This window comes from bacterium, assembly GCA_016708025.1.
Classification (GTDB): Bacteria; Zixibacteria; MSB-5A5; order GN15; family FEB-12; genus FEB-12.
Map to the genome: position 1 here is coordinate 135,732 of JADJGQ010000001.1, position 19,153 is coordinate 154,884.

Consider the following 19,153-nt stretch of genomic DNA (forward strand, 5'->3'; position numbering starts at 1 on the left):
AACTCGTTCAAGTTATTGAAAGATTGATTTTTAGCGTCCCCAAAGAGAGGTGCTAATAGTTATTGACTTTCCCCGGTACGGGGATTTATTACCACCTTGAAAAGGAATAACGTCCGGGACTTACAGCTATGACACATACAGATACCGCTCCAAGACCAACCCCGTTCACTCGTTATCACGAAGCGGCCGGGGCGAAGATGGTAGATTTCGTCGGTTACCTTATGCCAGTGCAGTACAAGGGGATAACCCAGGAGCACCTGGCAGTCAGACAGCATGTCGGTTTGTTCGATCTCTCTCATATGGGTGAGTTTGAGGTGACCGGCAAGGATGCGCTGGCATTCCTGCAAAAGACCACGACCAATAATGTCGCGGCTCTGACCGACGGCAAGATCCAGTATTCCTGCATGCCGTACGAGCATGGCGGGATTGTTGATGACCTTCTGGTTTATCGGATAAATCAGGATCACTACTTTCTGGTGGTCAATGCGAGCAATATCGACAAAGATTTTGCCTGGCTGAAATCGCACCTGTTTGGTGATGCCAAGCTGGTAAACCGTTCGGATGATTTCGGGTTGCTGGCCATTCAGGGGCCGAAAGCCGAGAAGTTAATGGCGGAACTGACCTCACACGATCTGAAGAACATGGGGTATTACACCTGCGCCCGAGCCAAGGTCGCCGGGGTTGAACTCTTTTTCTCGCGCACCGGTTACACGGGCGAGGATGGTTTTGAGATGTATATCCCGCCAAACCAGTGTGATTTGCTTTGGAAAGCGATCACCGAAGCCGGCAAAAAGTACGATCTGGAACTGATCGGTCTTGGGGCGCGTGATACACTGCGGCTCGAGATGAAGATGGCACTATATGGCAACGATATTGACCAGACGACCACGCCGGTTGAGGCGGGTTTGAGTTGGATAGTCGATTTCGAAAAGGACTTCATCGGAAAACCGATCATGGTCCAGCAGAAGGAAGCCAAACCGAAACGTCGGTTGGTCTGTCTCGAGATGGAAGGGAAGCTGGTTCCGCGGCACGGTTACGATATCGTGGAGAACGGTCAGAAGACCGGCACAGTGACCTCCGGGACATTCTCACCGTCGCTGCAGAAGGCGATCGCGCTGGCGTATGTGCCGGCAGAGAAATCGAAAGTTGGCAGTGAAGTGACGATAGCGATCCGGGACAGACAGGTAATCGCGCAGGTGGTGAAGCCGCCGTTCTACAAAAACGCGTCGCACAAGTAGGCACAATCGAACGTATGCATATAGATCTGTTTCTGCACCCGGCACCGCTCAACCGGGAGTCACTGGAAAACAAGGCGATTGTCGTTATCGACGTCCTTCGTTTCTGCACGACAGTCTGCACCGCCCTCAGGGCGGGCGCGCGCGGCGTGATCCCGACGGATGGTCCCGGTGAGGCCGGGGAGATGCGGGTGAAGATTGGCGCGGATATGGCATTGGTGGCCGGAGAGCGGAATGGCGTCAAGCTGGAGAGCTTCAAGTTCGGCAACTCCCCGTTGGAATTTACCGCTGATTCGGTCGGCGGGAAGTACCTGATCATGACCACCACCAACGGGACCGGCATATTCACGCGTGCCTACAAGGCCAATCCGGTGCTGGCCTGCGCCCTGGTGAATATCTCCAAGGTCGCCGATCGGATCGCCCGTGAAAAGCGCGACCTGATCATCGTCTGTTCAGGACACGAGGGGAGTTTTTCGATCGAGGATACCATTTGCGGTGGTATGCTGATCCATCTGCTGATGAACCGCCACGGCAAAGATATCACGGTGAACGACGCTGGCTCGCTGGCGTTGCTTCTGTTCGAATCCAACCGTGAGGCGATCGGGCAGACTATCGCTCAGGGGGAACATGCTCGCTTTTTGACCTCGATCGGGTTTGGACGCGATGTCGAGGTATCATCGGAAATAGATGCAGTCCCGGTGCTGCCGGTATTGAAAGACGGTCGGCTGGTTCTCGAGGAAAACTAGCCCGGATCGTCGTTAACTGTCACCTTTTGGCCAGCCGATCAGGTATAAGCAATCATGGGTCGAGTCTTATTCTGTCTAGTTATTGCGGTATGTCTTCTGGCCGGTCAGGTGATGGCGGCCGATGGCGTTGAGTGCGAACTCTCCATTTATCAGGCGGATCCTTCCACCCGCGATTCTTCCAATGTACTGCTCTGGACTGATACCACGACTTTTGTCGAGGGGATTCGGGCGACGGGATTTCTGGTCGCATTTTCGGTTGAGGTGGAATTCACGGCAATCGACTCCGACCGAGTCTCGCTGAATCTGCATGTCGTCACCCTGGGTCCAACGGTCAATCATTACTCTCGTGAATATGCGACCGACTACGGTTTGCCAGCGCGTCTCGAGAAGATCATCGGCAAAAATAACGCTCGGTATACGATCGGGGTCAAACCGCTCCGCCGGGTCCAGGTGGATACCTCGGCCTGCAACGCGATCCACTATCGCAAAAATGATTTCAAGTTTGATCCATCCGCCAATGTAGATATCTATTTTGTGCCACAGTCGGTGGGCGATTTTTACTGGAATGTCGTCAAGGGTTTGATGGAAGAGCGGTATCGCCAGTTTGCGGACCTTAACAAGTTCAATCTTCCGGGCAAGTATTTGCTCTATCTCTGCCCCTGCAAGTTGTATTCGATTATCTGGGATGATCGATTCGGCGTGATGGTCGACCCGACCAGAAACACTGCCTATGCGCAGTACTCCACAGAACATAACGCGGCCGATCCATTTCTCTTGATGTACGCATCTTTGGCGCGGCATTATGGCTACGCTCCTCAGTTTCTGATGGAAGGATTTGCGGGGTACCTGTCGCTGGCAAACTACGAAATGAAGCAGATAGTGGCCGAGAAACGGCAGCTCCCGATAGCGTCACTATTCAGCACCCGGACATATTATTCCACTGAGCCGGTCCTGGCCGATCGGATGGCGTCATCGTTTGTGCGTTACCTGATCGACCAATACCGAATCGACAGATTTTTGCGCGCGTACCGGGCGGCAGACGACCTCAATCTGCTGACCACGCTCGAACAAGTGTATGGGAAGCCGGTGGCACAGCTTGAGGCAGAGTGGCTGAACTACGTCGACACGGTGACAGTCAAGCCGGAGTTGTTATCCCAGTATGCCGATCAGGCGGAAGCGATGTTTGATAACGCCGGCGCCCTGCGGCTGAAACAAGCACAACTGGAAAAAGTGTCGGCGCGCGACGATTCCGTACGGGTTACCGCTGATATCGCTCGACTCAATTTTTCTCTCGGCAATTACGAGCAGGCAACTCATTGGCAGGAGCGGTTGATCCGTTTCGATACTACGCGGTCGATCTTCTGGATGACCCTGGGTAGCTATCAACTGATGGCCGGGCAGAATGCGGTCGCCCACCAGAATTTGCTAAAAGCAAAAGCACTGGACAGTAACAATGTCCTGGCTGATTTTAATCTAGCGATCAGCGCATTGGTTCAGAACGACACAGTGACATGCGAGCGACTGCTGAATAGTATGATCAGTTCTCGTGGCGAGAGTGGGCCTTTTGTGGAACCTCGCATTATGTTGCTTTCGCTCTTAATGCCGTCGGCTAAGAAGGAAGACCAGACTCGCGCCATTACATATGCCAATGAGACCCTGGCGATGCTTCAGCAGGCCGGAAAGGGAATGGCGACCAGCCCGACAATCTATCTCTGGACGGGGATCGCCATGTTGGGTAAAGAGGACACGGGCGGCGCCAATGATCAGGTGGTATCCTCGGTCTTTCTTGAATCGCGCCCATTCTATCGGGGTATGGGGTACCTTTGGCTGGGGAAAATTGCTGACCTTCGCGGCGAGCGCGATGTCGCCAAAGACTACTACCGGCATGTGATCAATACGCCATCCGCGGCCTATCACCAGGCGGAAGCAAAGCGGTGGCTGGAGCGCCCCTACCGGCAATAGCCTATGTTCAGTTTCCTGAATGCGACAGCTCTTTTTGCGGCGGCGGCCGCGCTCATCCCGCTGATCATCCATCTTTTCTCCCGTCGTCGAGTCAAGATCGTTGAATTTTCCTCGCTTAAGCATCTCAAGGCGATGCAGCGACGACAGGTGCGTCGGCTCAAAGTCCGCCAGATCCTGTTATTGATCCTCCGCATGCTGATCATCCTGGCGATCGTGATCGCGTTTGCGCGACCAACCAGCAAGACAGGGATGGTTGGTTCGCACGCATCGGTGTCGGCGGTACTGCTGTTCGATAATTCAGCTTCGATGAATAGGTATGTGGCGAACGGCAATCTGTTTGACCTGGCGAAATTGAGGGCGGAAGAACTGCTTGCATCATTTGGTCAGTCCGATGAAGTGATGCTGATCCCGCTCAGCCATGGCGAGGCGGAGTCGATCCCGCCGGCTTTCGGATCGGCAGCTTCGGCAAAACAGCGTCTTGCGGCGATCGAGCCTGGCTCTGGTCAGGCTGACATTCAGTCGGCGATCGAAGGCGCGATCTCAAGACTCCAGCTAGCGCAGAACGTCAATAAAGAGATCTTCCTCATCAGCGACCGTCAGCGCCATGCACTCCCCGAGCGGTCACTCCTGGATTCTGTGGATGCCAAACTCTATTTCGTAGACCTTCCCATTGAGAATGTAGAAAACTGCGGCGTGACCGGCGTTGATTTTGGCGGTCAGTTGATCCAGCCCGGACTGGAGTTTAATCTTACCGCTACGCTGAAGAATTACGGTGTTGAGGCACGCAGCGATCTGTTGGCCTCGCTCTTTCTCGATGGCAAGCGGGTCTCCCAGTCAGAAGCACAATTGGCGGCCGGGGCCGAGGGGTCAGTGCGTTTCAGTCACACGGTCTCCGGTACCGGATTTCATGCCGGGTATGTCGAGTTGAGCGATGACAAGTTTCAGGCTGACAATCGGTATTATTTCAGTTTCCAGATCCCGGATCGGTTCAATCTAATGCTGGTGACGGGGGATGAATCCTCGCGATTTATCGAGTTGGCCCTGATGCCGTCACCACAGCTATCGCAAGCCTGGTCAATTAAGACAGTGGCGCCGTCGCTGTTGAGTGGTGTCGATTTTGGGGAATATGATGTTGTCGTGCTCGCCGGTGCACCGCGACTCGAACAGGGGTATGTTGATCGGATCCGCGCTTTCGTGCAATCCGGGCGGGCTTTGTTCGTCGTCTACGGCGGCAACACTGATATCAACGAGTTCAACAACAGCTGGTCGAGCGTGACCGGTGTGACGTTGACCGAAGCTGTCCGCCAGCAGTTCACGCGTGCAGGATTTTATACGCTTGAATCGATCGACCTTCAGCACCCGATCTTTTCGGTCTTCGGGCTGGATGGAAGCAAGCCGCCGGAGATCAAGTTCTATACATTGCCGGGTGTGACAGTCGCGCGGGAGGCTCGCAGGGTGATGATGTTCTCGGGAGATCGTCCGGCCCTGGTTGAAACGATGTATGGCGAAGGAAAGGTGATGACGTTTGCGGCGCCGATGTCGCCGCAGTATACGGACCTTCCGGGGCATGCGTTTTTTGTCCCGATGATCTCGCGTATTGCAGAATACCTGGCGGCGAATCTCTCGTCGCTCGATACGCGGTTGTTTGTCGGTTCTGCGATAACGCGCGCGTTACCGACGCGGGAGTCCATGCAGTACTCGCTCAATTTACTGACCCCCGATAGCCTGGAGTACATACTTCCGCCGGAGGAATCACAGGGATCGCTGGTGGTTCGCGCCCGACCCGTCGAACGACCGGGCATTTATTCTATCAGTTATCTGGGGCGCGAAGTGGATCGGTTTGCGGCCAATCTCCAGCCCGAAGAAGCTGATCTGGCATCGGTTGATCAGGAGCAGTTTGCGGCATCGCTGGGAGCAAAGGAGTACAAGGAATTGGCGGAAGGCGAACCGATCGCATCCTCGCTGGCAAATCTTCGCTTTGGTCGTGAGCTCTGGCACCTGTTCGCCTGGGCCGCGGCAATCCTTCTGGCGCTCGAGATGATCCTCGCTCGGGGAGCTGAACCGGAAGAATAGTTCATGACTCTCATTGCCGCCGAACATATCTCCCGAAAATTCAATTCGCAGGTCATCCTGGATGACGTGTCGTTTTCTATCCAGATCAGCGACCGGATTGGGCTGGTCGGAAAAAACGGGATCGGGAAAACGACTCTGCTCGAAATGCTCTGCGGTAAGCAGGAGCCGGACAGCGGAATAGTCGTTCGCTCCAAGGGGACGGTGATCGAATATGTCGAGCAGGAGAAGGATGACTACCTCCAGCACACGCTGTTTGATTTCGTCGCCTGCGCTCGCCAGGATATCCTGGACCTTCGGGTAGAGATCGCCAAGCTGGAGCACCATCTCGAGGCGAAGCCGCACGACGAGGAAGCGCTCCAACTCCTCGGCACCCTTCATCAGCGATTTGAATCATTGCATGGCCATACGCTCGAAAATGATGTAAAGACGATTCTCCTCGGCCTCGGGTTTCCGCTCGATCGGCATCAGGATATTCTCGCGCACCTCTCCGGTGGAGAGAAAAATCGTGCCGGATTGGCGCGACTGCTGGCGGGCAAAGGGAATCTGCTCTTGTTGGACGAACCAACCAACCACCTGGATATCGAATCGACCATGTGGCTGGAGCAATATCTCAAACAGCTCAATGTCGCCTGCATGCTGGTCTCGCATGATCGCGCGTTTCTGAATAATACGGTTGACCAGGTCTGGGAGATCGGGTTTGGCAAGATCGACGTCTATCATGGCGGCTTTGACAAATATCTGATCGACCGGGATGAGCGGAAGCGGCTGCATGAACATCGCTACCGCCATCAACAGGAAGAGATCAAACGACTCGAGGATTTTGTCCGCCGGAATATGGCGGGTCAGAAAACGCGCCAGGCACAGTCCAAGCTGAAGTACCTCGCGCGCATCGAGCGCATTCCTCCGCCAAAAGGAGAAGGGCGCGGGCCACTCATCAAAGTGGAATCATCGGGGCGGTCCTTCAATCATGTGCTGGCAGTGGAAAATCTGTCGCTTGGGTATGACGGCTTTCCGGTGGTGCAGGATGTCCAGTTCGATCTGTTCCGTGGTGATAAGGTGGGGTTGATCGGACGGAATGGTTCGGGGAAATCGACAATTCTCAAAGCGCTCCTGGGTGAACTAGCTCCGCTTGATGGATCTCTACGCCTCGGGACAAACGTTGATGTTGCCTATTTCGACCAGGAGCTGTCCGACCTGAATCTTACGGCGACTGTAGTGGATAATCTGTGGGAGCTTGATCCGACTGCGGACGTCAACAAGATCAAGTCATTCTTAGCTCGGTTTGGATTCAGCGGCGAGGCATCACTCAAAGCGACCGCCGCATTGTCTGGCGGCGAGAAGACCAAGCTTTGTCTGGCGCGGTTGCTGTATTATCCGGCGAATCTGATCATTCTCGATGAGCCAACGAATCACCTGGATATCGATGCCCGCGAGGCGCTCGAAGAAGCGTTGCGGGAATACGATGGGACGTTGCTGATCGTCAGTCATGACCGGTATTTCCTTGATGCTGTGGTCAACCGGGTCTTGCATATCGATCGAGGGAGAGTGCGGAGCTACAACGGCAATTACAGTTATTTCAGGGACAAGTCGACTCCGCCACCGGTGCAGTCGGGCGGAAAAAACAAAGAGGGGGCGGGGAAACAGAGTTATCTGGATTCCAAGGAGCAGTCGCGCAGGAAGACAAAACAGAAGCGGGAATTGCAGTCGCTCAAATCAAAGATCGCAGACTTTGAAAAAGAGCTGGAAAACTTGAGGCCGATATCGCAGTGAATATTCCGCGACATGATTGGGAAGCACTGCAGAAGGCTTCGGATCGAAAAACAGAGGTCGAGAACCAATTGATCGAGATGATGGCGCAGATAGAGCAGATGGAGTCCGAGGAAAATGCGTAAGCTGCTGCTGGTCTCCGGTTCACCAACGAAAGAATCCTCGACCGATCGGCTTTTGGATATCGTCGCTGATGCCTGTATCGAGGCGCTTGGTGAACCCGTCGAAAAGCAGTTCATCAAGATATCAGACCTGCAGTTCATCCTCTGCCAGGCGTGCGGCAAAGCACCGACGCCCGATTTCTGCTTTTTCCATGAGATCGACAAGCAGTACGATATGATAGTGCAGTGCGACGTACTGATCTTTGGCTCGCCGATCTATTTCGACAATGTTTCGGCGCAGGCGAAAGCGTTTATCGACAGGTGCAACTGCTTCCGGCCATATGATTTCAAGAATGTCGATCCGGAGCATAGCTTTCTCAAGCTGTTGCCGAAAAAACGTCCCGGCGCCATGGTGTTTGTCGGGGGAGAATCGGGCTGGTTCGAGGGGGCACGAAGGACGGTGGTTGGGTTCTTCAAGTGGATTGAAATAGCTTCTGTCGGGATGGTCACCTGGTCGCATGAAGATGTGGAAGTCGGTTTGGCCACGAAAGATGATCAAGTTGTCGAGCAGGCAAAGGAGCTTGGGAGAAAACTGGCAACCGCCATCAGGGAGCAAGATGCGGGATAAAGAGACCGAAGATTACTACCGCCTTCGCGCGACTGAATATGAGCAGATCTATTTTCGCGAAATTCCGGAGCGACGCAAAGAGATCGATGACGAGGCGGAGAGACTTCGCGCATTGGTCGCCGGAAAGACAGTTCTGGAAATGGCCTGCGGGACGGGATATTGGACGAAGGTGATGTCTGAGACCGCCGCGCATGTTACCGCCTCGGATCTCTGGCCGGAGATGGTGGCCGAGACGCGCAAAAAGCAATTCGGCGGGCCGGTTGAACTGGTGGTGGCAGATATGTTTGCTCATCCGTTTCCGGAAAGAGCATTTGATGTCGTCGCGGTTGGATTCTGGTTTTCGCACCAGCCAAAGCAGGAGTACGACAAGTTTTTTGAGGTTGTCCGGAGACCGCTCAAGCCAGGCGGGAAGATCTGGCTGATTGAGAACAATCCCCCGGCGGAGGGGACGCACCACGAGTTTGTCCGGAAGGATGAATTCGGCAACAGCTTCAAGCGTCGTTATCTGGAAAACGGCGAGCAGCATGTGATCCTGAAGAACTACTTTGAAGAGGGGGGGCTCAGGAGCATCTTTGAGCCAGAGTTCTCAATCGAATCGATGGTTTACAAGAAATATTACTGGTCGGTAGTGCTGCGGGTGAACAACCTTTAAAAGACTTGTCTGTCGATATTAAAAGGACGTATATTTGCCTGATGCGCCTGGACAAGCTGAAGCTTACCTGCCTTTTCTCCATTCTTCTTCTGCTTTGTATGCCTAATCCGGGAGAAGCTGAGGACAATTCCAAGGCACCTATCGAGGGATTAGTCTTGCCGAACAGAGTCAGCAAGGATTCTGTGGAGTTGAGACTCGACTTGACGTGCCGGATGGCTTATCTCGATTCTATTATATGCAGCTTAGAGTCTCCACATGGACTCAGAGGCGATACCAACTCCTTGCGGTTTGTCGATTCATCTGGTTCGGAATGGACAACCGTCACAGCATTTCGACGAAATAGCATCGGTTCGCCACCCGTGTTGCAGTCTCAGGTCATGACAGGGGACGAAGTTCGCTTGTTTGGCTTGATCCTGGTCAGGTTTCACGGTGCGGAGCCGACAAGTTATCGCCTTAGGATGACCTATTACAATGCGCACTCGATGGTCCGTATTTACAGCGTGCCTCTGATCTGGCAGAAAGAGGGAGTAAAGGGAGGAATTCTCATCCCGAGCGCTGGATATTATGATTCGAAACTCAGTCGTGACTTAAACAAGACGGGATTGTTTCTTGGCTATAGTGCAGGCGGGGAATATGTCTATCCGCACGCCGGTCTGGCGATCGAAACTTCCTGGAGCGGGATAGGGAAAAACTTTTCTTTTTCCGATCCACTTCGAGTCAGTGCGCGGGTCTATGCATTACCGCGAAACTCATACGGGCCGTTTCTGGAAGTTGCTGGAAAACTCAGCAAATTGAAAGTCAAAGAAGGGGACAGGGAATCCAGAAAGGTTGACTGGGGAGGGGAAGTGGGCGGCGGTTTTTCCACACCTTTCGACCGATGTTCCTATTCATATTCTTCGACTGTCGGTGGGTTTCACACAATCGAGTTGCAACTTGGTTCTATGTCAACTGGGTTGGCCGGACGAGCCGGTACTCTTTACAGATATAGGTGGGCTGAAGGGATTCGAACGTTTGAGATTTCGGCCTATCTGGAGGGCTTCGATCCTGACGATATCCCTCGCCGTCATCACCGGCCGTGGCCACTTCGGTTGCTCTCCGACCTTGCTTGGCTTCCCTTGAAATCTGTCCTGATTGGGATATGGAAGCACTAGGAGCAGCCACTATGTTCGATACAATGCAATATAATGCAATGAGTTATATGATCAGGTAGGTTCTGTTTACCGACCACAGGGCCGATAAATCAAGCCCTCGCGAACTTCGCCTTGCCAAACCCGTTCTATCCATTATATTTACAGGCTCTGGCGGACCGGTCAGCCCCGGAACCGCCCGTTGTTCTTTCTGTTGATAAGAATGTTTGAACGACAGTCATAAAGGAAGTGAACGTGAAAGCAGGCATCCATCCGCAGTATAATGAGGTGACGATCACCTGTGCCTGCGGCGCCCAGTACAAGACTCGGTCGACCCGCAAGCAGATCGCCGTCGAAATCTGCTCCAACTGCCATCCGTATTTCACCGGCAAACAGAAGCTGATGGATACGGCCGGACGCGTGGAGCGTTTCCGCCGCAAATACGGCCAGCTCGGCGAAAAAGCCGACAAGAAGTAGTCGCCACAAATTGTCGCCATCGACCAACTCGGTGGCGACGTATAATAATCGTTCTTCCGTCGCGTGACGGAGACTCACAGACATCCCAATCTACGACTCTGTAACCAGGGGAAACGCGTGCCCGATCTGAATATTGGTGGACAGGCTGTTATCGAGGGAGTGATGATGCGCTCTAAAGACCGCGTTGCCACTGCCGTCCGTATCCCAACCGGTGAGATCGTGGTCAAGACCGAACCATATCGGTCACTTGCTTCCCGTTACAAGTTGTTGAACACGCCGATCCTTCGCGGCGCGGTGGCGTTCGTTGAGATGATGATCCTGGGGGTCCGCACGCTCAATTTCTCTGCTGAGATAGCCATTCATGAGATGGAAAAGCAGGAAGCGGCGGCCAAAGGGGAGACGATCGAGGTCAAGCCGAAGAAGTCTAACTCACTCTATCTGGCTGGCTCAGCCGTTTTTGCGCTTGGGGCGGGGATATTCTTCTTCTTCTTTCTGCCGTTGGCAGTTGCCAATTTTGTCGGGGTCAACAAGGATGCGCTTGGCTTCAATCTGTTGGCCGGCGGGATCCGCCTGACGATCTTTGTCGCCTACGTTTACGCGCTGACCTTCTTCAAAGATTTCTATCGCATTTTCCAATATCACGGTGCAGAGCATAAATCGATCTATGCGTATGAAATGGGTGAAGAGATGCTTCCGGAGCGGGCGGCCTGTCATACCCGGTTTCATCCGCGCTGTGGAACCTCGTTCATTCTTATAGTCGCCCTGTTGGCGATAGCGGTTTATGCCATCTCGGACACGCTGTATGCGGTCTATGCCGGACATCCGCCGGCACTGTTGACCCGGTTTGGCATCCATTTCGCGCTTCTGCCACTGGTCGCCGGGACCTCCTATGAGCTGCTGAAGCTCTCGGGAAAAACCCGTGACAACGCGCTCACCCGCATTCTCATCAAGCCGGGGCTCTGGCTGCAGAAGATCACCACCAAGGAGCCGTCGCTCGACCAGATCGAGGTAGCGATTGCGGCTCTTGAGGCCTCGCTCGGCACGACCGATTCTCGCGTCACCTCCAAAGTCACCGCCCTCTCGTAGCGACTCTCAGTCGCTTTTCTCTGCTTGCCGAAACGGCAGGCATTCGTGTACATTCAACCCAATATAGAAATAGCTATGCTAGAGATAGTTGAAAAATTAGAACAGCGCCTTGCGGCGCTTGATGAGTCCCTCTCCGATCCGACCGTGGTCGGTGACCAGAAGCGGTTTATTGCGCTTAATCGTGAGCGTCGTCAACTGGCCGATGTGCTGGAGACGGGGCGTCGCTATCGGCTGATCTGCAAGACGGTCGAAGAAGCCCGCGAGATGATCGGTTCCGACGATCCGGATATGGTTGCCATGGCGCGCGAAGAGCTTGAAGCGAACGAACCGTTGATCGAAAATGCCGAGAAAGAATTCCGTCTCAAGCTTCTGCCGAAAGATCCTGAGGATGACAAAGCGGCGGTGGTCGAAGTTCGCGCCGGGACCGGCGGCGATGAGGCCGGCCTGTTTGCGGCGGACATTTTCCGCATGTATCAGCGCTATGCAGATACCAAACACTGGAAAATGGAAATCCTCAGCTCCTCTACCTCCGGCATGGGGGGATTCAAGGAGATTATCTTCTCTCTCGATGGCGATGGAGTCTATGGGACGATGAAGTATGAGTCGGGCGTCCACCGCGTCCAGCGCGTTCCAGCCACAGAAACGCAGGGTCGCATTCATACCTCGGCTATTACAGTTGCAGTCTTTCCGGAAGCGGAAGAGATCGATATCGAGATCAAAGAGAATGAGATCAAGGTCGATGTCTACCGCTCGTCTGGTCCGGGAGGGCAGTCGGTCAATACGACAGATTCGGCGGTGCGCATCACGCATCTTCCGACCGGCATGGTAGTGACCTGTCAGGACGAAAAATCCCAGCTCAAGAATAAGCAGAAAGCGCTGAAAGTCCTGCGCGCCCGTCTTTATGACCGGATGATTGCGGACCGTCAGGCGAAACTGGCCGCAGAGCGCAAGTCGATGGTCTCCACCGGCGATCGTTCCGCCAAGATCCGGACTTACAATTTCCCGCAGTCACGCGTGACGGATCATCGGATAAATCTGACGATCTACGCTCTCTCGGATATTCTCGAAGGAAATGTTGATCCACTCATAGAACCATTGCGTCAGCATGATCAGGAGGAACGCCTTCGGATCGAAGCTGCCGTCTAATTTACCGGGCATCATGTACAAAATCATTCGTTTCGCCGGAGCAATTCTACTCACTGCAGTTCTGTTGGTTATTGCCTCGCGGGCATCGCGAGGAAAGCCGGAATTTGTCTCCCATTACGACAATGGCTACAAATTCGAGATGACCACTGTCCCCAAGTTTGCTGAGCACAGCCGAGTGCGCATCTCGCTGAACATCACCGGGCCGTTGAGCGACGAGGTCCAGCCGGTTCTCCGTTTCGCCAAGTCGGAGACGGATGATCTGACGGCGATCGACGCCTATAGGATCCAGCCACTTATTATGGCCGACTCGACCTCGGGGAGTTACTTTGCCGAGCTGTCGACCGGTGCGCGAGGCGGGAGAATACTCTACTACGTCCAAGTGCAAGATGCCAAGCAGCAACCGTTGGCATCATTCCGGATGGAGAACGGAAAGCCGTTTTTTGTCAAGTATTTCGGCGATGTCCCAAAAGTCGTGCTACTCCCGCATATTGCCTTCATGTTTGCCACAGTCTTTTGTGTGGCGATGGCCGCGTTGCATGCGCTGTCGGTGATACGCGGTTCTGAAGCTCCGCAAGAGATGCTTAGATACCTTCTCTGGTCGGCCGTGCTGACGTTCATCGGCGGTTATCCTTTTGGATTTGCCATGAACTGGTATGCGTTCGGCGGTCTCTGGGAAGGGGTGCCGTTTGGCACCGATGCTACCGACAACAAAACCCAATTGCTGTTTGTGTATCAGTTGTTCGCCGTACTGATCGGATTACGATCATTGACCGGCGGAAAGATGGGAAGAGATATTTTCAGCGCGAGAACTCTCGGATGGTACGGGCTCGGGATGCTCGCGGTGATGTTGTTCATATATCTGATTCCGCATTCGATCCAGTTTTCCAAAGAGCTGACGTATGCATTTTGTTATGGATTCATCGGGTTCTGGGCACTGGTGTATCTGTATGGCTGGTTACGCAGCCGCGCCGCCGCATAGAAGAAGAGCTGTCCATATTCCAATGAGTGGGAGAAGTCATGACACCGTCGCTGGCACCGTACATTGCCGAAAAATCCCGTATCCTGTCCGCGGCCGGCATTGACCAGGCCGATGCAGAAATTGAACTTATTCTCTGTCACGTCCTGAATGTCGGACGCATGGAATTGGTGCTGCATGGCGCCGACCGTTTAACTGAGGATATCCGTGCCGAGATCGACCGGATAATCCAGCGCCGTGTCACACGTGATCCCCTGCAGCATATTCTCGGGGAATGCTGGTTCTTCGGGCGAAAGTTCATTGTCGGGCCGGCAGTGATGGTTCCTGCGCCGGAGACGGAATTGCTCTGTGAAGCGGCCATTTCATTTGTGCAGAAACAGCAGATCAAGTCGCCGCGGATTGTCGATATTGGTGTCGGGTCGGGAGTGATCTCCGTGACGGTTGCCTCTGAATTACAGGACGGCAGCTATCTTGCGCTCGACATTTCGCCGGACGCGATCGCAGTGGCCAGCCAGAATGCGGAACGACATCAGGTGACTGACCGGTTCGAGTTTCGAGAATCAAACCTCTTCTCGGCGCTCCGTCCGGATGAGAAGTTCAACCTGATCCTCTCCAATCCGCCTTATATCGCCGAACATGAATATGCCACGCTTCCCCCCGAAGTCCTGGCGGATCCCAAGATCTCTCTGACCTCAGGGGAAGAGGGGATGGATGCGATCAAGGAGATCGTCGCGCTTGCACCGAACTTCCTTGCGCCCGGAGGTAGGATCATGTTCGAGATCGGCTATGACCAGGCGGAAAAGGTGGCTTCCCTGACCAATGAGGACTCGCGCTATACCGGAATTTCGATCATCAAAGATCTCGCCAATATCGATCGAGTGGTGATCCTGGCGTGTGGTAACGGCTGATGTCTCGTGAATCTCAGATGCGAAAGCGGGAACGGGCCGCCAAACTAGTCGCACTCCTCAAGCAGGAGTATCCTGCTCCGAAGACCGCTTTGCACTACGACTCAGTTTACCAGCTGCTTTTTGCCGTCATACTTTCAGCCCAGTCGACCGACGTTCGGGTCAACCTGGTGACTCCCGGTCTGTTCAGGCGATTTCCCACACTCCAAGCATTTGCGACTGCAAAGGTGGAGGAGATCCAACGCGAAATTGCATCAGTTGGTCTGGCTCCATCCAAAGCAAAGGCGATCAGAGAATCTGCGCGGCAGATCATCGAAGAATTCGGTGGTGAAGTTCCGCGGCGTCTGGACGACCTCATCAAACTGCGCGGAGTCGGCAGAAAGACAGCATCGGTGGTGTTGGGAGCGGGGTTTGGATTGTCGGAAGGGATTGTGGTGGACACACATGTGGCGCGACTAAGCCGACGACTCGGATTGTCTGCAAGAACCTCACCCGAGCAGATCGAACGCGATCTGATGCAATTGATTGATCGGACCGGCTGGATCGATTTTTCGCACTTGTTGATTCTGCACGGACGAGCACTCTGTTCGGCGCGCAAACCGAAATGCGCTAGCTGTCCGCTCTCACAACTCTGTCCGTCGGCTAAGACATTCACGCCAAAAAAATAAGCCGGTGAACGCGAAAGCAATCACCGGCTCAATCTTGCCTGTTCTAAGAGGTCTTACTTCTGAGTACGGCGAGCAATTCCCGCACCAACCAGACCGAGACCAAACAACAGCATGGTGGCCGGTTCCGGCACTCCAGGTGTAGTCGGGTTACCCGGGCCTGCGGTGTAGCTCAAAGCCAGGGACGCACTGTTAATGCGCAGGCTTCTTTCGCCAGCCGTAATCGAGACATCAAGAGAACCCTGGTTCCAGAACCCGGGAATGTTGACATCGGTAAGATTAACCAAGGTGTTGTCGCCAAGCAACCCCAGGAAATCCCACCACGGGCCATCATTCGAGTTCAAACCACCCCACTGGAAGACACCCTGGAAGGAAACCCAGTTGTCGTTTTCGTCGATTCGTGAACCGTCGATCCAGAGGAGTGCTCTCTCAATGGTTCCCGGCGGAACCGACAGGTCCCCCGGAAGCGTGTGAGACCAGCTTAAGCTGTGGTCGAGACCAGACTGGGTGCCGATTGTGTAACCATCCAAGGGTCCAAGACCAAAGCTGCCGGCGGTATAGAAATCGACATTCGACACGTAATCATACGTGTAGTTATCGTAATCCCACGCCACGCCATGGTTATAGGAGATCCACTGGTTGATCTGCGGCAGCGCCATGCTGCTACCCGCCACTGCCATAAGACAGGCGGAGAGAATCAGAATCTTAAGCCATTTGAGCACGAAGATTTCCCTCCAATTGCTCCTGTTTAAGGTGAAAGATTCTATAGAACGATTTATTTAGAGCAAACACAGTGCCAACCCCCGGATTAAGTAAGCCCGTATTGCTGTTCAATAACTTACCCTGAATTGGCCACCGTCAGGACCTAAATTACTGCACTGGTTGTCATAAATAGAACCATAAGCTGTGCAGAATGGTTCATCCTTTTCCCTCATAAAGGATGGTTCTGGTCGATTTTTGCACACGTTTGGCGACCTCAAGAACCTGCCGAATCCTGCCTACAGCCAACAAAAAACGGCGGTTCGGAGACCGCCGTCGGAGAAACCTTAGGGAAGCCGGATGGGTGCCTAGTACTCTTCCAGGTTGGTCCATTCGGCATTTTCGAGCCACTGTTTGGGACGATCGAGGAAATGAATCACATTGTCCATCGTTACCCAGTGGCGGTGCTCTTCGTCGGCAATTTTGTGAAGAATGACGGCCTGTTCAGGCTTGCTTACTTCTTTCGCTTTTTCCCGATAAAATGCTTCGGTCTTTCTTCTCGACTTCGCGGGCCTCTTCCCAGACCAAGCGAGCATCGGGCGGGAAAGCATAGTTTTTGTTCTCAGCGCGCAATGACTCGAAGACATTTTTCACTGTCGCCAGGATGTTGGTCTTTTCTGCCTCTTTGTATTCCGCGAAATGACCATCTTTGAGCGCCTTGAAAATATTGTAGTGCTTCTGCTCGTCATCGGCCAGTTCCAGCAGGATCCGTTTCAGTTCCGGTGAAGTGGCTTTATTGGCGTGCTCGATATAAAACAGCCGGCCGTCCATCTCCATCTTCATCGCATACTCGAATATGTCCATCGCCCAACTCCTTAATTGCAGATTAGTTTTGTCTGACAAAGTACGGAACGGCGACAATCTTGTCAATCAGTATTGAGAAAGTATTCACAAGGCGCGGTTTGCGATGGTCCATGTAACATGACTTGTGCCTGCCAGATAAATGGCTATTATGGGGTTATGAATTGGGTACGCTCTAGCGTGGCACTCTGTTTGGTCTTGCTTTTCTCGATGGCCACACTTTCGGCGCAGGAGCAGTCGCCGACAGTGGAACATCGGTACGCCCGGATCTATCTGGACAACCCCGGTCAGATGGCAGCCGTGGATTCTTCACTGGTAATTGCGCAGCAAAAGTTAGAACGGTTGCTGCGCGATACCATGAATTACCGCCCGGACTTGTATGTAGTGGGGGATGCCGAGCGTTTCGACCAGCTAATTGGGGGGAAATTTCCGGATTGGGGGGCTGCCGCTGCCATTCCAACGCGCGGACGAATTGTCATCAAATCCCCGGACAGATTTGTCATCCAGAAATCGCTATCCGAGTTGGTGGCGCATGAGTATTCGCATCTTGCACTGGCTGATCGACTCGGCATTCGCGAAGCGCCGCGCTGGCTGGACGAGGGAATCGCCATGTATGTGGCGGCGGAATGGGGTTGGTCGCAAAATCTGGCCATGAGCAAAGCGGCGATCTTTCGCCAGTTTATTACCTTGTCGGATATTGATAGGGTAAACCGATTTACTGCCGGCAAGGCGGAGGTCGCGTATGCTCAGTCTTATCTGGCGGTCAAGTATTTCGTTGACCAGTACGGCCTGGATGCGCTTACTATCCTGCTTGATGATATCGCTTCCGGGAAACGGCTCGACTCAGCGCTAATGCGATCGACCGGGTCGAATCTGGATGCATTCGAGATTGAATACCATGAGTATTTGACGCAACGCTATAACCTGACGAGTTTTCTGATGGATACCTTCTGGCTCTGGATCTTCCTGGCCTTTGTAGTTGTGATCGGCGGCTTCATGAAGTACCGCCGTCGCCGGCAATACTACAAGAAATGGGAGGAGCAGGAGCGTCTCGAATCGACGGACTTTCAGTACGGCAAAGGGCGGGCCGAAGAGGTCGATCCCGATGAGGATGATGAACCGTGGCGTCGCTAAGCCATCAAATCGAATATATGGTCACACTGGGCATGGCCAAGTATGCGCAGCGATTATCGGAGGAAAAGGCCGATCGGTTGGGAATAAGGCTCGGCGGCCTGATGTACCATGTACTGCGAAGCAGAAGAGCGGTAGCGCTCGACAACCTCAGAAAGGCCTTGGGGAACGAATACTCTGAGGAAGAACTGCAGGAGATCGCGCGCAAGGTGTTTGCAAATATCGGTCAGACACTCGTGGAATTTTCTCGCTTCAAGCAACTTGGTTTGGCCGGAGTACGTCGCTTGGTAACTGGACCCGGCGAAGAGATGCTCGCCCGAGCCTACGCGGAAGGGAAGGGAGGGATCATGCTGACCGCCCATTTTGGTAATTGGGAGATTATGGGGGCATGGGTTGCCGCTGTTGGCTATCCGACGGACTTTCTTGTCGGGCGACAGCATAATCAAAAGGTCGATAAACTTCTCTTGAGTTACCGCAGTGAAATGAAGGTAGGTCTGATTCCGCTGGCGACTGCGGCGCGGTCGGTCTTCAAGACTCTCAAGGCCAATCGGATCGCCGGGATAGTGGCCGATCAGCATGCCCCGGGCAGTGGGAGTGTGATAATTGATTTCTTTGGGCGGCCTGCCGCGTGGGCTAAGGGACCAGCGTTGTTTTCCATACGTGCCGGCGCACCAATTTTGCCGTACCTGCTTCGTCGCGAGCGATACGACAAGCATGTGCTCATTCCCGGAGAGCCAATCTACCCACCCAATTCCGGTGACGAAGAGAAAGATATCGAGACAATGTTGGTTGCCTATGCCCGTTTCGTCGAGAAATGGGTAAGGAAGTATCCCGACCAGTGGATGTGGACACACCGTCGTTGGAAACTTGACTCTCCTGCAACCTGAGCTGTAGCTCAAACGTACATAGTATGTTG

Annotated in this window: 18 protein-coding genes; 16 read left to right on the forward strand and 2 right to left on the reverse strand. The window is 53.8% G+C overall.

Going from position 1 to position 19,153, the window contains the following annotated elements; genetic code table 11:
- The first annotated feature begins 128 nt into the window (after nt 1-128).
- The 14 genes from gcvT to nth all read left to right on the forward strand — a co-directional run bounded on the left by gcvT (nt 129) and on the right by nth (nt 15,549).
- Complete coding sequence (gcvT, locus tag IPH75_00540) at nt 129-1,238, forward strand: glycine cleavage system aminomethyltransferase GcvT (protein MBK7140547.1); 1,110 nt, start codon at nt 129-131, stop codon at nt 1,236-1,238.
- Nucleotides 1,239-1,252: 14 nt separating this feature from the next.
- Entirely contained in the window at nt 1,253-1,981 is a 729-nt protein-coding gene (locus IPH75_00545) for a 2-phosphosulfolactate phosphatase (GenBank protein ID MBK7140548.1), read from the forward strand.
- A 54-nt stretch (nt 1,982-2,035) separates the two neighbouring features.
- A complete protein-coding gene (locus tag IPH75_00550; protein ID MBK7140549.1) occupies nt 2,036-3,943 on the forward strand; it encodes a hypothetical protein in 1,908 nt (635 codons plus the stop codon).
- A gap of 3 nt (nt 3,944-3,946) precedes the next feature.
- Complete coding sequence (locus IPH75_00555; protein ID MBK7140550.1) at nt 3,947-6,016, forward strand: BatA domain-containing protein; 2,070 nt, start codon at nt 3,947-3,949, stop codon at nt 6,014-6,016.
- Between the two features lie 3 nt (nt 6,017-6,019).
- On the forward strand, nt 6,020-7,786 hold the full coding sequence (locus IPH75_00560) for an ABC-F family ATP-binding cassette domain-containing protein (protein MBK7140551.1): 1,767 nt from the start codon (nt 6,020-6,022) through the stop codon (nt 7,784-7,786).
- Nucleotides 7,787-7,900: 114 nt separating this feature from the next.
- The gene (locus tag IPH75_00565) at nt 7,901-8,512 is read left to right on the forward strand and encodes a flavodoxin family protein (protein ID MBK7140552.1); all 612 of its coding nucleotides are present in this window, start codon (nt 7,901-7,903) and stop codon (nt 8,510-8,512) included.
- On the forward strand, nt 8,502-9,164 hold the full coding sequence (locus IPH75_00570) for a class I SAM-dependent methyltransferase (GenBank protein MBK7140553.1): 663 nt from the start codon (nt 8,502-8,504) through the stop codon (nt 9,162-9,164). The genes IPH75_00565 and IPH75_00570 overlap by 11 nt, the downstream gene beginning before the upstream one ends.
- A 5-nt stretch (nt 9,165-9,169) precedes the next feature.
- The gene (locus IPH75_00575; GenBank protein ID MBK7140554.1) at nt 9,170-10,315 is read left to right on the forward strand and encodes a hypothetical protein; all 1,146 of its coding nucleotides are present in this window, start codon (nt 9,170-9,172) and stop codon (nt 10,313-10,315) included.
- A gap of 231 nt (nt 10,316-10,546) precedes the next feature.
- Nucleotides 10,547-10,768 (forward strand): 50S ribosomal protein L31, encoded by a 222-nt coding sequence (rpmE, locus tag IPH75_00580; protein MBK7140555.1) that lies wholly within the window; start codon nt 10,547-10,549, stop codon nt 10,766-10,768.
- Between the two features lie 117 nt (nt 10,769-10,885).
- On the forward strand, nt 10,886-11,854 hold the full coding sequence (locus IPH75_00585; protein MBK7140556.1) for a DUF1385 domain-containing protein: 969 nt from the start codon (nt 10,886-10,888) through the stop codon (nt 11,852-11,854).
- 75 nt (nt 11,855-11,929) lie between these two features.
- Nucleotides 11,930-13,000: a peptide chain release factor 1 gene (gene prfA / locus IPH75_00590; protein ID MBK7140557.1), complete on the forward strand. Its 1,071-nt coding sequence runs from the start codon at nt 11,930-11,932 to the stop codon at nt 12,998-13,000.
- Between the two features lie 13 nt (nt 13,001-13,013).
- A complete protein-coding gene (locus IPH75_00595; GenBank protein MBK7140558.1) occupies nt 13,014-13,979 on the forward strand; it encodes a hypothetical protein in 966 nt (321 codons plus the stop codon).
- A 38-nt stretch (nt 13,980-14,017) separates the two neighbouring features.
- The gene (gene prmC / locus IPH75_00600) at nt 14,018-14,884 is read left to right on the forward strand and encodes a peptide chain release factor N(5)-glutamine methyltransferase (protein ID MBK7140559.1); all 867 of its coding nucleotides are present in this window, start codon (nt 14,018-14,020) and stop codon (nt 14,882-14,884) included.
- Entirely contained in the window at nt 14,884-15,549 is a 666-nt protein-coding gene (gene nth / locus IPH75_00605) for an endonuclease III (GenBank protein MBK7140560.1), read from the forward strand. The genes prmC and nth overlap by 1 nt, the downstream gene beginning before the upstream one ends.
- Before the next feature lie 53 nt (nt 15,550-15,602).
- Here nth and IPH75_00610 read toward each other — a convergent pair whose 3' ends face one another.
- A complete protein-coding gene (locus IPH75_00610; protein MBK7140561.1) occupies nt 15,603-16,268 on the reverse strand; it encodes a PEP-CTERM sorting domain-containing protein in 666 nt (221 codons plus the stop codon).
- Nucleotides 16,269-16,749: 481 nt separating this feature from the next.
- Nucleotides 16,750-17,109 (reverse strand): hypothetical protein, encoded by a 360-nt coding sequence (locus tag IPH75_00615; protein ID MBK7140562.1) that lies wholly within the window; start codon nt 17,107-17,109, stop codon nt 16,750-16,752.
- Nucleotides 17,110-17,265: 156 nt separating this feature from the next.
- Here IPH75_00615 and IPH75_00620 point away from each other — a divergent pair, with 156 nt between their 5' ends.
- Complete coding sequence (locus tag IPH75_00620; protein MBK7140563.1) at nt 17,266-18,240, forward strand: hypothetical protein; 975 nt, start codon at nt 17,266-17,268, stop codon at nt 18,238-18,240.
- Entirely contained in the window at nt 18,228-19,124 is an 897-nt protein-coding gene (locus IPH75_00625; protein ID MBK7140564.1) for a lysophospholipid acyltransferase family protein, read from the forward strand. The genes IPH75_00620 and IPH75_00625 overlap by 13 nt, the downstream gene beginning before the upstream one ends.
- Nucleotides 19,125-19,153: the final 29 nt, after the last annotated feature.

Bases quoted from the DNA above. Each gene is read 5' to 3' on its own strand.
- IPH75_00595 (MBK7140558.1), top strand. From the start codon at position 13,014: ATGTACAAAATCATTCGTTTCGCCGGAGCAATTCTACTCACTGCAGTT.
- IPH75_00560 (MBK7140551.1), top strand. From the start codon at position 6,020: ATGACTCTCATTGCCGCCGAACATATCTCCCGAAAATTCAATTCGCAG.
- IPH75_00545 (MBK7140548.1), top strand. From the start codon at position 1,253: ATGCATATAGATCTGTTTCTGCACCCGGCACCGCTCAACCGGGAGTCA.
- prmC (MBK7140559.1), top strand. From the start codon at position 14,018: ATGACACCGTCGCTGGCACCGTACATTGCCGAAAAATCCCGTATCCTG.
- IPH75_00565 (MBK7140552.1), top strand. From the start codon at position 7,901: ATGCGTAAGCTGCTGCTGGTCTCCGGTTCACCAACGAAAGAATCCTCG.
- IPH75_00570 (MBK7140553.1), top strand. From the start codon at position 8,502: ATGCGGGATAAAGAGACCGAAGATTACTACCGCCTTCGCGCGACTGAA.
- gcvT (MBK7140547.1), top strand. From the start codon at position 129: ATGACACATACAGATACCGCTCCAAGACCAACCCCGTTCACTCGTTAT.
- IPH75_00550 (MBK7140549.1), top strand. From the start codon at position 2,036: ATGGGTCGAGTCTTATTCTGTCTAGTTATTGCGGTATGTCTTCTGGCC.
- IPH75_00615 (MBK7140562.1), bottom strand. From the start codon at position 17,109: ATGGACATATTCGAGTATGCGATGAAGATGGAGATGGACGGCCGGCTG.
- IPH75_00620 (MBK7140563.1), top strand. From the start codon at position 17,266: ATGAATTGGGTACGCTCTAGCGTGGCACTCTGTTTGGTCTTGCTTTTC.
- IPH75_00555 (MBK7140550.1), top strand. From the start codon at position 3,947: ATGTTCAGTTTCCTGAATGCGACAGCTCTTTTTGCGGCGGCGGCCGCG.
- nth (MBK7140560.1), top strand. From the start codon at position 14,884: ATGTCTCGTGAATCTCAGATGCGAAAGCGGGAACGGGCCGCCAAACTA.
- prfA (MBK7140557.1), top strand. From the start codon at position 11,930: ATGCTAGAGATAGTTGAAAAATTAGAACAGCGCCTTGCGGCGCTTGAT.